Raw genomic sequence first — 15,066 nt, forward strand, 5'->3', positions numbered from 1 at the left:
CCGCCGTGCCGGGCAGCCCCCCTCGACCATCCCCACCCCGCCGAAGGAGCACCAGGTGGCAGCCCCACTCGCCCGGCCGGCCAAGACCCCGGCACCCCCGGCCGTGCCGCCGCCCGCCGGATCCGCCGGACCGGCCGGACCAGGGAAGCCGGGCGGCCCCGGCACTCGACGGGGACAGCGCCGGGCCGTGGCCCTGTTCACCGTCCCGTTCTTCGCACTCTTCGCCGCCGTCACCGTCCTGCCGATGATCTACGCGGTCTGGATGAGCCTCTACCGGGAGGAATCCTCCGGCCTGGGATTCGGCGGAACCGAGCGCGTCTTCGCCGGGTTCGGCAACTTCACCGAAGCCCTTGGCAACGAGGCGTTCCTCCGCTCCTTCGGGAACATCGCCCTCTACTGCGCCCTCTACATCCCCGCGATGGTCGGCGGCGCGCTCATCCTGGCCCTGCTCGTCGACTCGACCATGGCCCGGGCCAGGCGCTTCTTCCAGATCGCCTACTTCCTGCCGCACGCGGTGCCCGGCCTGATCGCCTCCCTGATCTGGCTCTACCTCTACACACCCGGCCTCAGCCCGGTCACCGACGCCCTCGACGCGCTCGGCGCCGACTGGAACTTCTTCGGCGAGGACGAGGCGATCCTCTCCGTCGTCAACATCTCCGCCTGGCAGTGGACCGGTTACAACATGATCATCTTCTATGCGGGTCTCCAGGCCGTTCCCCGCGAGGTCCTGGAAGCCGCGACCGTCGACGGAGCCGGCGCCCTGCGCACCGCCTTCCAGGTCAAGATCCCCATGATCCGGCCGACCGTCGTGCTGACCCTGCTGTTCACCTGCGTCGGCGCCATCCAGCTCTTCGACGCCCCCAAACTCGTCCAACTGCGCGCCAACACCATGGGCGAGGACTGGTCGCCGACCATGTTCATCTACACCGCGGCCTTCAAGGGCCACGATTACGGCCTGGCCGCCGCGAGCTCCCTCCTGCTCGCCCTCGTCGCCGGCCTGCTGTCCTTCGTCGTCACCAAGCTCGGCAACCGGTGGAAGGCATCATGAGCACCCAGACAGCCCACCGCGAGGCACCGACCGCCGCCACCCGGCGCGAGGGGACCGAACGCCGCGCCGCGCCACGGCCGCCCGCCCGCAGGAAGCCCACCGGCGGCCTCACCTCCCGGGTGGCGGTGAACGCCGTGCTCGCCGTCGTCGCCGTCTACACCCTGATGCCGCTGACCTGGCTCCTCATCGCCTCCACCAAGAGCTACCGGGACCTGTTCGCCACCAACCCGTTCAGCGTCGGCGACTTCCACCTCCCGGCCAACCTCAACGCCCTCCTCGCGTACAACGACGGCGTCTTCGTCCGCTGGATGCTCAACAGCCTCCTCTACACCGTCGTCGCGTCCCTCCTCTCCACCCTCATCTCCGTCGCCTGCGGCTACGCCTTCGACAAGTACGCCTTCCGCGGCCGGGAGAAGTGGTTCGGCGTCGTCCTCGTCGGCGTCCTCATCCCCTCGACCGTCGTCCAGCTCCCGCTCTACCTCATGGCCTCCGAACTGGGCCTCGTCAACACCTACTGGGCCGTCCTGATCCCCAGCCTCGTCAACCCCTTCGGCGTCTACCTGGCCCGCGTCTTCTCCGAGGGGTACGTGCCGGGCGAGGTCCTCGAAGCCGCCCGCGTCGACGGAGCCGGCGAGGTGCAGACCTTCGTCAAGGTCGCCCTGCCGATGCTCGCGCCCGGCTTCGTGACCATCTTCCTGTTCTCCTTCACCGCCAGCTGGAACAACTTCTACGGCGCGCTCATGATGCTCAACGACGACCGGCTCTACCCGGTCAACCTCGGCCTGTTCATGTGGAACCAGAACGTCTACCAGCAGCCGGAGCTCTACCCGCTGGTCATCATCGGCTCCCTCGTCGCCGTCGTCCCCCTGATCGTCGCCTTCCTCTGCCTCCAGCGCTTCTGGCGCTCGGGCCTCACCGCAGGAGCCGTCAAGTGAGCCACTCCGCCACGCCCCGGGTGACCCGCCCCCGCACCGTCCTGGCGATGAGCGGCGAGACCCGGGCCGCGATCCTCGCCCCGGAAGCGCTGGACCGGCTCGCCCGCGTCGCCGACCTCGACCCCCGCCTCCTCGTCACCGACTTCGGCGCCGACGACCCGGCCCAGCGCACCGGACTCCACGAGGCCGAGGTCCTGTTCACCGGCTGGGGCTGCCCCCCGCTGGTCCCGGCCGCCCTGAACGCCATGCCCCGGCTGCGCGCCGTCGTCCACGCCGCCGGCTCCGTCAAGCACCACATCACCCAGGACGTCTGGGACCGGGGCATCGCCGTGAGCACCGCCGCGACGGCCAACGCCTTCCCGGTCGCCGAGTACACGGTCGCCGCGATCCTCTTCGCCAACAAGCACATCCTGGAGAGCGCCCGCGTCTACCGCGAAGCGCGCTCCCGGGTGAACCTCCTCGAACGGTTCCCCGGCGTCGGCAACTACCGCCGTACCGTCGGCATCGTGGGCGCCTCCCGCATCGGCCGCCGCGTCGTCGAGCTGCTGCGCCCCTACGACCTGCGCGTCCTGGTCCACGACCCGTACCTCGACGAGGCGGAGGCCCGGGCCCTCGGCGTGGAGCGCACCGAACTCGACACCCTGGCGGCCGAGAGCGACGTCGTCACCATCCATGCCCCCGAACTCCCCGGCACCCGCCACCTGTTCGACGCCCCGCGCCTCGCGCTGATGCGGGACGGGGCGACCCTCGTCAACACCGCCCGCGGCTCCCTGGTGGACACCGGAGCGCTGGTGAAGGAAGTGGCCACCGGACGCCTGAACGCCGTCCTCGACCACACGGAACCAGAAGTCCTGCCCGCCGACTCGCCCCTCTACGACCTGCCGAACGTCCTGCTCACCCCGCACATCGCCGGCTCCCAGGGCGGCGAACTCCACCGGCTCGCCGACGCCGCCGTCGACGAACTCGAACGGTACGCGCACGGCCTGCCGTTCGCCCACGCGGTGGACCCCCGCACCCTGCACCAGCAGGCCTGAACCCGTCCCCGTACCCACCTCCGCACCTCCCCGGGAGACCGCCCATGTCCCGTGCCCGCCGCGTGCTCGTCGTCGGCATCGACGGAGTGCGCCTCGACACCCTGCACCGGGTGCCCACCCCGCACCTCGACGCGGTGGCCGACGCCGGCTTCCTGGCCCCGGTGACCGTGGGGGAGGGCACCCCCACCATGTCGGGCCCGTGCTGGGCCACCGCCGTCACCGGCGTGCGCGTCACCAAGCACGCCGTGTGGAGCAACGACTTCAGCGGCCACCGCCTCGGCGTCTTCCCGGACTTCGCCACCCGCCTGGCCCGCCAGGACGGCCGCCGCACCTATGTCGCGGCCGCCTGGGAACCGCTGGTCACCGTCGCCGGCGGCGGTCCGATGTTCCGCCGCCCCACCCGGCTCACCCATCACGCACCGGCCGCCGACACCCCCGCCGCCTGGGAGGAGGCCGACGCCTCGACCGTGCGCGACGCGGTGGCGGTCCTCACCCACGAGGATCCCGAGGCGTCCTTCGTCTACCTCGGCGCCCCCGACGAGACCGCCCACCATCTCGGCTGCCGCGACGCGTACGAGGCGTCGGTCGAGGCGGCCGACCGCCGCCTGGGCGATCTCCTCGCCGCCCTGCGCTCCCGCCCCTCGTACGACGACGAGTCCTGGACCGTTCTCGTCGTCACCGACCACGGGCACCGGGACGAGGGCGGCCACGGCGGCGACAGCCTGGCCGAACGCACCGCCTGGCTCGCCTGCGCGAGCCCGGACATCACCGCCGGGGCCCGCCCCGCCCGTCCCGTCCGGCACGAGGACGTCGCCGCACAGGTGTACGCGGCCCTGGACCGTACGCCCGACTCGCACTGGACGCTCGACGGCCGTGAGGTGGCCACCGTGCCGCGCGGTGTGCTCCTCGACATGGACGGCACGCTCGTCGACACCGAACCGCTCTGGCTGGAGGCGTCCCGTGCCGTCGCGTCGGCCCACGGCCACCAGCTCACCGAGGAGGAGGGCGCCGCGGTCCTCGGCCGCACCTGCGCCGACACGGCCGTCGGCCTCGTACGGCTGTGCCCGGAGCCCACCACGGTCGCCGGGCTGGAGACCGAGCTGGCGGACACGTTCCTCGCCGCGGTCGAAGCGGGTGTGGAACTGCGGCCCGGGGCGCGCGCCCTGCTGGACCGGCTGGAGAGGGAGGGCCTGCCCGCGGCTCTGGTGTCGGCCTCGCCGCGCCGGGTGGTGGACTCGGTCCTGCGTACGTTGGGCGGCGAGGTCTTCCGTACGACGGTGGCGGACGGCGAGAGCGACCGCCCGAAACCCTCTCCGGACCCCTACCTCAAGGCGGCCGCGCGTCTGGGGCTTCCGCCCCAGGCCTGCTTGGCGGTCGAGGACAGCCCCACCGGGGTGGCCGCGGCGGAGGCGGCGGGCTGCCGGGTGCTGGCCGTGCCCTCGGCGGCGCCGATCGCACCGGCCCCGGGACGGCGGGTACGGACGGACCTCACGGCCCTGCTGCGGGAATGGGGACCGGAGGGGTCGGCGTGATGTGACGTCATGAAGACGCCGGGGCGCGCTGCCCGCCTGCCCCCGGCGTCCTGGCCGTCACGCGGCGTGTGCCCGCCCCGGCGCCAGCACCGCCATCAGCCGGGCCACCGTCCGGGCCATCGCGTCCCGGCCGTCCGCCAGATACCGGCGCGGGTCCACGCCCCGCTCGTCCTGGGCCAGCCGCTCCCGTATCGCCCCGGTCATCGCGATGTTCAGCGCCGTCCCGATGTTCACCTTGCGGATCCCGCCCGCCACGGCGCGGGCCAGCTCCTCGTCGGAGGCCCCGGACGAACCGTGCAGCACCAGCGGCACCGGCACCGCCGCACGCAGCCCGCCCAGCAGCTCGTGGTCGATGACGGCGTCCCGCGAGGTCATGGCGTGCGAGGTGCCGACCGCCACGGCCAGTGCGTCGACCCCGGTGGCCGCGACGAACGACCGAGCCTCCCGGGGATCCGTACGCGCCCCGGGCGCATGGGCGTTCAGCGGGGGCTCCCCGTTCTTCCCGCCGACCTGCCCGAGCTCGGCCTCCAGCCACAGACCCCGCTCGTGCGCCCAGACGACGGCGGCGCGGGTGGCCGCCAGGTTCTCCGTGTACGGCAGCCGCGCGGCGTCGAACATCGCCGAACTGAAACCGCAGTCCGCCGCCCGGTGCAGCAGCTCCGTCGACTGCACATGGTCGAGATGCAGGGAGACGGGGACGGCGGCCTGGTCCGCGACCTCCGCGGCCGCGCGGGCGATCGGCCGCGGCCGGCCCCGGTGATAGGCGACGGCGTTCTCACTGATCTGCAGGATCACCGGCGACCCCGCCGCCTCCGCGCCCTCGGCGATGGCTTCCGCGTGTTCCAGGGTGATGACGTTGAACGCGGCGACCGCACGGTGCTGTGCGGCGGCCTCGGCGATCAGATCGCCGGTGGCGGCGAGGGGCATGGCGACTCCGGGACAGGGCTGAGGGACTGGGGGACCGGTGGACGGTCAGGGCGCGGCCGGGCCGTCAGGCCGTGCTGCTGAGGATGACCGAGCGGGTGAGGTGGCGCGGCCGGTCCGGGTCGAGGCCGCGCGCGCCGGCGATGGCCAGCGCCAGTCGCTGCACCCGGACCAGCTCCGCGAGCGGGTCGAGGCCGCCGGCCACCCATCGGGCGCCGGTCGCGTGCACCTCGTCCATCAGCCCGGACGGGGCCTCACCGAGCATCCAGGTCGCGGTGGAGCGGGTGGAGATGCTGATCGGTCCGTGCCGGTACTCCATCGCCGGGTACGCCTCGGTCCAGGCGAGCGCGGCCTCGCGCATCTTCAGCGCCGCCTCGTTGGCGAGCCCCACGCTCCACCCCTGCCCGAGGAAGGTGAACTGGCTGCACTCCACAAGACCGGCGGGCAGCGGCTCGGCGAGCGCGACCTGGGCATCCTCGACGACCGCGTCGCTGTGCAGACCCAGATGGGCACGGAGCAGGGTCAGCGCCGACGTCGCGAAGCGGGTCTGCACGACGGACTTCTCGTCGGCGAACTCGAGCACGATCGTGTCGTCGGCCATGGCGGCCATCGGGGTGTCGGGGTCGCCGATGACCACCGTGCGGCGGGTGGTGTCACCGATCCGGCCGAGGAGTCCGAGTACTTCGGTCGTGGTGCCGGAACGGCTCAGGGCCACGACCCGGTCGTAGGGGCGCCCGGCCGGGAACTCCGAGGCGGCGAAGGCGTCCGTCTCGCCCTGGCCGCTGCCTTCCCGGAGGGCCGCGTAGGCCTGGGCCATGAAGTACGAGGTCCCGCAGCCGACCACGGCGATGCGCTCGCCCGCCGCCGGAAGCCGGTGGGCCAGCCCCTCCGCCATGCCGGCGGCCACCTGCCAGCAGTCGGGCTGGCTGGCCAGCTCCTGAGCCACGTGCGTCATCTGCGCTCCTTGTTCGCGGCGATCGATGCTCGAAGCTGCATTTTATGCCAGCGTTTCAAGCAATATCAAGCAGACGGGCGTCAGGCTTCGTACGTCCGGCGCGGCCCGTCCCGCCCCCGCCGACGGGGCCCGACGGGGATCGGCCGCCACCGGGCGGCACCGCCGGTGGTGGGGTGGGTGCCACTTCGCGGTCGCGCATTCCGTCGTGGCCGATGGGTAGGGTGATGGCGCTTCGCGGTATCTGCGGAAGGGCCGAGCTAGGGGGAACGATTCATGGGTTCGCTGACGGGAAAGGTCGCGTTGGTCACGGGTGCCAGCCGCGGCATCGGTCGGGCGATTGCCCTGCGGCTTGCGCGCGACGGGGCCCTGGTCGCCGTTCACTACGGTGTGCGGGGAGAGGTGGCGCAGGAAGTGGTCGAGGAGATCGCGAATACGGGCGGACAGGCTTTCGCGGTGGGGTCTCTGCTGGGGGTGGCGGGAGACGTCGAAGCCCTGTACGAGGCGTTCGGCGCGGGAATGGCGGACCGGGGAGAAGATCCGGTGCTGGATATTCTGGTCAACAATGCCGGTGTGAGCGGATCGGGGCGCATAAGTGACGCCTCACCGGAGGTTTTCGACCGCCTGTTCGCGGTGAACGTGAAAGCGCCGCTCTTCCTCATCCAGCAGGGGCTGACCCTGATGAGGGACCGGGGCCGGATCATCAACATTTCGTCGGCCGCCGCCCACCGGTCCTTTCCGGAGTCCGTGACCTACGCCATGACCAAGGGGGCGTTGGAGACGCTGACGCTTGCGGTGGCAAAGGAAGTGGCCGAGCGCGACATCACGGCGAACACCGTGGTGCCCGGTTTCGTGGAGACCGACATGAACGCCCGGCGACGCGAGACGCCCGAGGCCGCGGCGGTTCTGGCCGCCCACTCCGTGTTCGGCCGCATGGGCCAGCCGGCCGACATCGCCGACGTCGTGGCCTTCCTCGCCTCGGAGGACTCCCGCTGGGTCACCGGCCAGAGCATCGACGCCACGGGCGGCATCGGGCTCTGAACCGCCCGCGCCGGTGCCGGGCTCAGAGGGGCCGAGGGCGCGGCTCCGGGATCCGGGCGGCGGACGCGCGGTGCCGGGGCGGCTCGGACCGCCCTGGCACCACGCGCCACCCTCACGCGCCCGAGAGCAGCGACTCCCACGCGATCGCGGTATCCGGGTGACGGGCCGTCAGTGCAGCGCCGGCCGGGCCCGCCGGACCCTCGTCGGAGGCGACCCACGCGCCCTCGCAGCCCAGCAGCTCCGCGACCGCGTCGAGCGTCCCCGGGTGGGCGAAGAGCAGCGCGGTGCCACGGCTCCCGCCACCGGCCGCCCGCACCCGGCCGCCGTCCGGCGCACCGCCCTCCGGCACCTCCCGCCACGGCGGCACCCACGCGTCCAGTGCCGGGAGGCGGGCCGGGAAGATCTGCCCCGCCTCCCGGATCAACACCGGGGCCAGGTCCGCGGCTCCGGCGCGCAGGGTCGTGATCAGGCTCGGCAGCCATGGCAGCAGAACCGGGTCCGGCAGCCGCCCGAACGCGTTGGACACCGCCTCCACCACCACGTCCGCCAGTCCCGGCACCGGCACCAACGCGTGCACGAAGCCGCTCAGATAGCGCGGATAGGCGGGCACCACCATCGGGTTGGCCAGGAGCTCACCGCAGCGCTCCCGCAACTCGGCCCGCGACAGGGCGCCGAGCTGCACCTGCGCCGCCCACAGGAGCGCCGTCCGCTCCGGGTCCGTGGGGCGGGACTGGGCGACGGCCAGCTCCAGCTGGGCCCGGTCGCAGCCCAGGGACAGCGCGAGGCTCTCCATGCTGAACAGGAAGCCCAGCATCGCCGCCACCTGCCCCACGGTCGCGTCCTCGTCCGTGAACGCCGTCGGCAGCAAGGTGCAGTAGTGCGCGTAACCGGCCTTGACGAACGACTCCACCCACGGCGGCAGCACCGGCTCGGCCGTCCGGTAGTACGCCAGCAGCCCCCGCACCCGGCGCAGCACCTCCGGGGCCCCGTCCACCGTGCGCTCGGCGGCGAGGACCTCCAGGGCGCGAGCGCCCAGCTCGTCGGCGAGCCGACGGCTGCCGAGGTGCAGCGTGGCGTCCTCGACGGCGGCGAGGACCCCGGCCGTCGTCGCCCGCGGCCCGTACGCATCGCGGCGCAGCCGCTGTTCGAGGACCTGTTCGATGCTCACGCCCTCGTACCCGAGCTCGATGAGCGCCCGCTGATGCGTGCCCAGCGCCAGGTCCCACGACTCCTGGATCGACCGCTCGCCGAGCTTCCGTTCACCCATGATCGGCCGGGCCGCGCCGTGCGGCATCAGCCGGCGCAGCATCCACAGCACGTCCGAGCACGCCCTCAGCTCCGGGCGGGAGTTCATGTCCAGCAGGGCACGCTGCACCCCCCGCTGCTGGAGCTTCAACTCCAACGGGGCGAGCCGGTCGTGCACATCGCGGGCCAGTGGCGGCAGCGCGTCGTAACCCACCCGGCCGATCCGGTCGCCGCCCATCATGATCTCGACGAGACGCCGCACGTCGCGCCGGCCCGGCACCGCGTCCTTCTCGATGCAGGTGATCGCCGCGTCCTGGAAGTCGTACGGGGTGGGCTTGGCCCGGTCCCGCATCCCGGCGAGCAGGATCGACGTCTCGAACACCGCGATGGCGTCGGCGGTGGACGCCAGATAGCCACTGCGTCGTGCGGCGCGCACGATCTCCACCGACCAGCCCAGCAGCTCGGCCTCGTCCAGCGTGTCGAGGACCGGCGGCCGCCGCAGGAACCCGGAGAGCCGGTCCCCGGCCGCCTCCCGTGGGGGAGCGGCGACGGCCGGGGCCGCCTTCTTCGTCGCGCGGGGCTTCTTCGCGCCGTCCTGCCCGGCCAGCCGGTAGGGCTGCACCCGGGTGCGCTTGAGGTTCTTCGCCCACTGCGTCGCGGCGATCGACACCGACCCCGGAGCCAGCCCGAACTGCGCCTCGATCGCCGCGTGGCTGGACGGGATCAGCCCGTGCTGCCAGGTGGTGGCGGACCGGGGGGAGATGGTGAACGGTCCGCCGCCCGCCACCCCGAACTCCTCGACCCGGCTGGCCGCGTGGAAGGCACCGCACACATACAGGCAGTCCTCCGGGTCCGCCCCGCCGGCCGCCAGGTGCTCGCGGATCCGGGTCCACATGTACCGCTCACGGTCCTCGTCCACCCGGACCCGGTCCCCGTCACCGGGAGCGAGCCGCCGGAACAGGCTGCCGACGAGGAACATCACCTGGCGGTAGGCGTCGTGATCGCTGTCGCCGAGCGGCACCTCGACGTACTGGTGCCACCACTCCGACCAGTGCCGCACCTTGCCGTGGCGCAGCAGATGCTCCTCCAGCTCGGCGAAGCGGGGCCGCAGGTCGCCGATCTCCACACCGACCGCCTCACCGTGCAGCGCGGCCTCGGGATCGGGCACCCCGTCCGCCGGAGCGGACGGCTCCTGCGGGGCGCGCTCGCCGTGGCGGCTGTCCCACTGGAAGACATGGTCCGAGGACCGGTCGACGAGGACCAGCTCGACACCCGGGGTGTCCAGTGCGTACGCGATGGCCTGGTACTCGGCGGACGCCTCGGTGATCGGGGCGACGACCGAGAGCGGCGCCCATGCGGCGGGGAACCCGTCGACGTCGCTCGCGAAGGCCTGGACCGCCACCGGCAGCCGGCAGTTGCGCAGCTCGCTCAGGAGCGGCGCCATGTCCTCGCACAGCTCCAGATACACGACCTTGGGCTGCTTCTCGCGCAGCCGGCGGGCCATGGCGAGCGCGGAGGCGGGCGAATGGTGGCAGACCGGGAAGATCTCCAGCGGTTCGCGCACCGCCCGGTCGACGTCGTCGACCATGCCCAGGAGGATGCCCTCCAGGGCGCCGGGTCTGTCGGCGAAGGCGGTCGCGGCCTCGTGCAGCTGCTCGCGCAGCGCCGCGAAGGACGCCTGCCCAGGGCTGTTCGCGGAGGTCGGGGCGGATCCGTTCGCGGAGGGTGTCCGGCCGGGACCGTTGGCGGGGGAGCCGGTCATGACAGCGTGGCGATCGTGTCGCGGCCGCCGTCCAGGAACTCCGGCCAGGAGCCGCCCTCCTGCTTGCTGCGCGGCTCGACGACACCGTGCAGGTACTTGTTGAAGATGGCCAGGTCCTCGGGGTCGCGCCGGGCGAGGGAGCCGACGAGCGAGGAGGCCAGCGTCCGGGCGGTCAGCGTGCGCTCGCCGAAGAAGTTGCTGTGCAGGACGGCGTCCTCCAGCACACCGATCTGCTCCGCCGTCGACAGCGAGGACTCCAGCTTCTCGTCGTCGCTGCCCGCGGCCGCGGCCGAGGCCCGCAGATCGGCGAAGCTCTGGAGCAGGACGTCGAGGAGCGTCGGCGGCACGTCCAGGTCGATCGCGTGACGGCGCAGCAGTTCCTCGGTGCGGAAGCGGACGATCTCCGCCTCGCTCTTCCTGTTCGTCACGACCGGGATACGCACGAAGTTGAAGCGGCGCTTCAGCGCGGACGACAGGTCGTTCACACCCCGGTCGCGGCTGTTGGCGGTCGCGATGATCGAGAAACCCGGCTTCGCGAAGACGATGTTGTCGCCCGCGTCCGTGCCGTCGCTCTGCAACTCGGGGACGGAGATGTACTTCTCCGAGAGGATCGAGATCAGCGCGTCCTGGACATCGCTGGTGGAGCGGGTCAGTTCCTCGAAGCGGCCGATGGTGCCCGTCTCCATCGCGGTCATGATCGGCGACGGGATCATCGACTCACGCGACTGCCCCTTGGCGATGACCATGGACACGTTCCACGCGTACTTGATGTGGTCCTCGGTCGTCCCGGCCGTACCCTGCACCACCAGCGTGGAGTTGCGGGAGATCGCGGCGGACAGCAGCTCGGCCAGCCAGCTCTTTCCGGTGCCTGGGTCTCCTATCAGCAGCAGACCCCGGTCGGAGGCGAGGGTGACGATCGAGCGCTCGACGAAGCTCCGGTCGCCGAACCACTTCTGCGAGATCTCGCGGTCCAGGCCGTCGGCGCGCTCGGACCCCAGGATGAACAGCCGGACCATCTTCGGCGAGAGCCGCCAGGAGAACGGCTTGGGGCTGTCGTCGATCGACTCCAGCCAGTCGAGCTCCTCGGCGTACTTGGTCTCGGCGGGGGCACGCAACACGTCGGACATCAAAGAAGCCTTTCTGAACAGGCGAGAGAGTGAGGGAAGAAGAGGGGGACACGGCGGGGAGTGCGCGCGTTGACAGGCGGCGGCCACACCCCGCAGGGCTCAGGTGAGGAACGTCTTGAGTTCGTGCACGAGCTTGTTGATGTGCCCGGAGACCACGGGTGTGCCCAGGGCCTTGAACCGCTCCCGGAACCACGGGTTGACCTCCTGCCGGCCGGAGCTGGTCACCGAGCCGACGGGGATGAACTTCACCCTGGAGCGGTGGACGGCCTCGATGCCTTCGAACAGCGGCTGAGAGCGGTCGAACTCGTAGAAGTCGGAGATCCACACCATGACGGTGTTCTTCGGCTCGGCTATCTTCGGGCGCGCCATCGCCATCGCGACGGGGCCGTCGTTGCCCCCGCCGAGATTCGTGCGCAGCAGCACGTCGAACGGGTCGTGCACCCACGGCGTCAGATCGATCGAGCGGGTGTCGTAGGCGATGAGATGGACGTCGACCTTCGGCAGCCCGGCGAAGATCGAGGCGAGAATGGTGCAGTTCACCATCGAGTCGACCATCGAACCGGACTGGTCCACCACGACGATCAACCGCTGCGGTGTCGTCCTGCGCACCGTGTGCCGGTAGTAGAGGCGGTCCACGTACAGCCGCTCCTCCTCCGGACTCCAGTTGGTGAGGTTCTTCCAGATCGTGCGGTCCAGGTCGAGGTTGCGGAAGACGCGCTTGGGCGGCACCGAACGGTCCAGCTCGCCGACGGTGGCCTTCTCCACCTGCGTACGCAGCACATCGGCCACCTCGTCGACGTAACGGCGGATGAGGGACTTCGCGTTGGCCAGGGCAACACCCGACAGATTGCCCTTGTCCCGCAGCAACTGCTCGATCAGCGACATGCTGGGCGTCAGCCGCGCGGCCAGCGCCGGATCGGCCAGCACCTCCCGCAACCGCATGCGCCCCACGAGGTCCGCCTCGATCGCCGCCAACTCCGGCCGGAGACCGCCGGCGTCCAGGCCCACGCCTCCGGCGCGCCCGCCGCGAAGCCCGCCCGGCGGACAGCCCAGCGCACGCTCCAGCCATCCCGCGTCCGACTGCCAGCGCGCCAACTGCTCGGCGGTCACCGCGCTCGACCCGGTCGCGAAGACATTGAGCAGCACCTTCGACACCAGCGCGGCACGCCGCACTTCCGCCGCCCGGTCACGGGAGCCGTCCGCAGCGTCCGGCGGCACCATCAGCCCGTCGAACTCGGCGGCCAGCTCCGGATGGCGCTGCACGACCGAGTCGAGCGACGCCCCGGGATCCAGCAGCGCGGACGGCAGGCCGATGTCCTCGACCACCCCAAGGCTCGCCGACTCCAGGGCGGGCTGCTCCTCGCCGTCGAGGAGACGGGCCAGGAGCCGCCAGTACAGCACCTGACGGCGGTTCTCGTACGGGTCGGGCCCGGCCGGGGACAGTCCAACGGTAGGGCCGGGCGACTGCCCGGTGAGGTCCTCGGTCATTTCCGCAACAGCCTTCCGGCGCGCTCGCGCAGCACGGCGACGGCATCGGTGGCGGCCTTCTCCGCCCGGACACCGGCCTTGTCGGTGGTGCCGCCCGCCCACGCCCCGGCGTGCACGGCGATGGTCTTCTTCCGGACGGTCGCCTCGACCGCGAGGGGCTGGAGAAGGAACTCCCCGGCGTCCCAGCGCAGCAGCCCGACACAGGCGTGGGAGGCGGCGACCGCCTCGGGCGTCAGCGGACCGGCGGCGGGCATCCGGTCGGTGTCCACGGCCAGCCGCCGCCCGGCGAGATCGAACGCGAGCCGGCCCTCCTCACTGTGCGCGGCATACCCCTCGACCAGCACCGGCACGGCGATCCGCACGGGATGCCGGTCCAGCGGGGCGACCCGGGCGGACGTCGCGGCGGACAGCCTCACCCGCGCCGTGGCGAAGGGATCGGCCGGCTCACCCGCACGGGCCCGCTCGTCGTCCCAGACCAGATCCCCCTCGGCGGTCACCGGCATGGCGTCCAGCTCCATCGAGCGGCCCTCGCTCACGGCACCGAGCAACGACATCCGGGGACGCAGCAGCTGCCACAGCCCGGCCCCGACGACCGTGTCGGGCTTCGGCGCCGACACCCCGGCGCGCACCAGCCGGGGCGCGCCCCCGTCCGCCGGTTCGAACACGGCATGGACCTGGGCCTGGACGGCCGTCGCATGTTCCTGCACATCGATGCCGAGAGGCAGCAGCCGACCGGTCACCGGGCCCCCGGGCCGCTCCCCGGCGGAGCCCGGCACCGTCAACAGCAGGCCGCGCGCCCACAGGTCGGCCCAGCGGCGCACCGGAACGCGCTCCAGGGTCGTCCCCGGGCAGGACGCGGCGAGCTCGGCGGCGAACCCGTCGAGCAGCGTCGCCCGGCGGCGCAGCGCCGGATCGGGCAGCATCGCGGAGACCACCGGGGCGGCCCCGGCGACCAGCTCGCGGTCGATGCCCCGCCAGCCGCTGCGCGCGAGGTCGCACAGCCAACTGCGGGCCGCCGCGAGGAGATTCGGCGCATGCTCCGGCCCGGCGGGCGGAGACGACTCCCCCTCGGCGACGTCCGGGGAGGACCCCTCCTCAGGGACGGGCCTGCCGACAGCCTCGCCGATACGCAGTGCCAACGCGTCGTGCACGGAACCGAGCAGGGCGCTGCGCGCGGCGGCCAGCGCCACGAAGTGGTCCTCCACGGCGGCCCCGGCCGCCGCCCGCTCGGCCGCCTCCGCGACCCGCGCGGCCAACGGCGTCCCGGCCACGGCCTCGGCGAGCCCGGCAACCGCGGCCGCCTGCGCGGCCCCCGGCCGCAGCAGACCGGCCACCAGCGCCCCGTCGAACGCGTCCACGGCGGCGAGCGCCTCGTCGAGCCCCTCGACCGGATCGGCCAGCAGATCGCCGCGCATCAGGCCACCGCCCGCGTCGGCGGGAACCACTGCATCTCGGGCAACGGCGAAGTGACCGGGGCCAGTTCGAGATAGGCGAGGTGCCGCAGGAACCGGCTGAACACCTGGGCGGCCGCCGAGGAGTCGTCCTTCACCGGCCGCGTCGCGGTCATGGCGGCGGTGAGGGACTGGGCGTCCGGTTCCCCGTCCGGGGGCTCCACCGCGAGATAGCGGGCGACGCGCTCGGCGCCGTACTGCAGCACCGCCTCGGCGACGAGCGCCTGGATGTGCTTGCAGAACATGCCGCGCGCACCGCCGCAGGGCCGGTTGTTGTTGGTGCTGCACGCGAACGCGTACGTCCGCGCCGCCACCGACGACACATACACCCGCCCGATGTCCGACCCGCTGGAGACGACCCCCTGCAACCGCCCGTCGGCCAGTTCGACGAACGGCACCTTGGCCAGCTTCCGCGGGCGCGCGGGCGCCATCACCCGCGCGGTACTCGACTGCTCCCAGAGCGACAACGCGCCAACTCCCATGCATGCGAAAGGGGATGTCCACGCCCTCGCGGCGGGACATCGACG

The 15,066-nt window shown here is 72.5% G+C and carries 12 protein-coding genes; 5 read left to right on the forward strand and 7 right to left on the reverse strand.

The features are described from left to right. Positions 1–55 precede the first annotated feature (55 nt). From RNL97_RS32640 to RNL97_RS32655, 4 genes are read left to right on the forward strand one after another with little or no spacing between them, the layout of a single operon-like run. Positions 56–1,048, forward strand: coding sequence for a carbohydrate ABC transporter permease (locus RNL97_RS32640; protein ID WP_243316222.1), 993 nt, complete (start codon positions 56–58; stop codon positions 1,046–1,048). Further along, a complete protein-coding gene (locus RNL97_RS32645; protein WP_243316224.1) occupies positions 1,045–1,983 on the forward strand; it encodes a carbohydrate ABC transporter permease in 939 nt (312 codons plus the stop codon). Before RNL97_RS32640 ends, RNL97_RS32645 begins: the two co-directional genes overlap by 4 nt. Further along, positions 1,980–3,017, forward strand: a complete 1,038-nt coding sequence (locus tag RNL97_RS32650; RefSeq protein WP_030590694.1) for a hydroxyacid dehydrogenase — start codon at positions 1,980–1,982, stop codon at positions 3,015–3,017. The genes RNL97_RS32645 and RNL97_RS32650 overlap by 4 nt, the downstream gene beginning before the upstream one ends. Before the next feature lie 44 nt (positions 3,018–3,061). Then, entirely contained in the window at positions 3,062–4,549 is a 1,488-nt protein-coding gene (locus RNL97_RS32655; protein ID WP_313751579.1) for an HAD-IA family hydrolase, read from the forward strand. 57 nt (positions 4,550–4,606) lie between these two features. Here the strand turns inward: RNL97_RS32655 and RNL97_RS32660 are convergent, their stop codons facing one another. Both RNL97_RS32660 and RNL97_RS32665 read right to left on the reverse strand, forming a co-directional pair. After that, on the reverse strand, positions 4,607–5,476 hold the full coding sequence (locus tag RNL97_RS32660; RefSeq protein WP_030590689.1) for a class II fructose-bisphosphate aldolase: 870 nt from the start codon (positions 5,474–5,476) through the stop codon (positions 4,607–4,609). Positions 5,477–5,540: 64 nt separating this feature from the next. Then, the gene (locus tag RNL97_RS32665; RefSeq protein WP_030590678.1) at positions 5,541–6,428 is read right to left on the reverse strand and encodes an SIS domain-containing protein; all 888 of its coding nucleotides are present in this window, start codon (positions 6,426–6,428) and stop codon (positions 5,541–5,543) included. A 273-nt stretch (positions 6,429–6,701) separates the two neighbouring features. Here RNL97_RS32665 and RNL97_RS32670 point away from each other — a divergent pair, with 273 nt between their 5' ends. Continuing rightward, positions 6,702–7,466, forward strand: coding sequence for an SDR family oxidoreductase (locus RNL97_RS32670; protein WP_030590675.1), 765 nt, complete (start codon positions 6,702–6,704; stop codon positions 7,464–7,466). Between the two features lie 112 nt (positions 7,467–7,578). On the opposite strand, the gene RNL97_RS32675 is transcribed toward RNL97_RS32670, so the two are convergent. The 5 genes from RNL97_RS32675 to RNL97_RS32695 all read right to left on the reverse strand — a co-directional run bounded on the left by RNL97_RS32675 (position 7,579) and on the right by RNL97_RS32695 (position 15,021). Further along, positions 7,579–10,473: a DUF5682 family protein gene (locus tag RNL97_RS32675; RefSeq protein WP_313751580.1), complete on the reverse strand. Its 2,895-nt coding sequence runs from the start codon at positions 10,471–10,473 to the stop codon at positions 7,579–7,581. After that, complete coding sequence (locus tag RNL97_RS32680; protein ID WP_313751581.1) at positions 10,470–11,600, reverse strand: ATP-binding protein; 1,131 nt, start codon at positions 11,598–11,600, stop codon at positions 10,470–10,472. Before RNL97_RS32680 ends, RNL97_RS32675 begins: the two co-directional genes overlap by 4 nt. A 99-nt stretch (positions 11,601–11,699) precedes the next feature. Beyond that, positions 11,700–13,088 (reverse strand): VWA domain-containing protein, encoded by a 1,389-nt coding sequence (locus tag RNL97_RS32685; protein ID WP_313751582.1) that lies wholly within the window; start codon positions 13,086–13,088, stop codon positions 11,700–11,702. Then, the gene (locus RNL97_RS32690) at positions 13,085–14,533 is read right to left on the reverse strand and encodes a hypothetical protein (protein WP_313751583.1); all 1,449 of its coding nucleotides are present in this window, start codon (positions 14,531–14,533) and stop codon (positions 13,085–13,087) included. Before RNL97_RS32690 ends, RNL97_RS32685 begins: the two co-directional genes overlap by 4 nt. Then, positions 14,503–15,021 (reverse strand): hypothetical protein, encoded by a 519-nt coding sequence (locus RNL97_RS32695; protein ID WP_030590659.1) that lies wholly within the window; start codon positions 15,019–15,021, stop codon positions 14,503–14,505. The genes RNL97_RS32690 and RNL97_RS32695 overlap by 31 nt, the downstream gene beginning before the upstream one ends. Positions 15,022–15,066: the final 45 nt, after the last annotated feature.

The organism is Streptomyces parvus, assembly GCF_032121415.1.
Lineage (GTDB): Bacteria > Actinomycetota > Actinomycetes > Streptomycetales > Streptomycetaceae > Streptomyces > Streptomyces globisporus_A.

What these genes read in the sequence shown, in the direction of transcription:
- RNL97_RS32645 (WP_243316224.1), top strand. Translation starts at nt 1,045, where the DNA reads ATGAGCACCCAGACAGCCCACCGCGAGGCACCGACCGCCGCCACCCGG.
- RNL97_RS32655 (WP_313751579.1), top strand. Translation starts at nt 3,062, where the DNA reads ATGTCCCGTGCCCGCCGCGTGCTCGTCGTCGGCATCGACGGAGTGCGC.
- RNL97_RS32660 (WP_030590689.1), bottom strand. Translation starts at nt 5,476, where the DNA reads ATGCCCCTCGCCGCCACCGGCGATCTGATCGCCGAGGCCGCCGCACAG.
- RNL97_RS32665 (WP_030590678.1), bottom strand. Translation starts at nt 6,428, where the DNA reads ATGACGCACGTGGCTCAGGAGCTGGCCAGCCAGCCCGACTGCTGGCAG.
- RNL97_RS32670 (WP_030590675.1), top strand. Translation starts at nt 6,702, where the DNA reads ATGGGTTCGCTGACGGGAAAGGTCGCGTTGGTCACGGGTGCCAGCCGC.
- RNL97_RS32675 (WP_313751580.1), bottom strand. Translation starts at nt 10,473, where the DNA reads ATGACCGGCTCCCCCGCCAACGGTCCCGGCCGGACACCCTCCGCGAAC.
- RNL97_RS32680 (WP_313751581.1), bottom strand. Translation starts at nt 11,600, where the DNA reads ATGTCCGACGTGTTGCGTGCCCCCGCCGAGACCAAGTACGCCGAGGAG.
- RNL97_RS32685 (WP_313751582.1), bottom strand. Translation starts at nt 13,088, where the DNA reads ATGACCGAGGACCTCACCGGGCAGTCGCCCGGCCCTACCGTTGGACTG.
- RNL97_RS32695 (WP_030590659.1), bottom strand. Translation starts at nt 15,021, where the DNA reads ATGGGAGTTGGCGCGTTGTCGCTCTGGGAGCAGTCGAGTACCGCGCGG.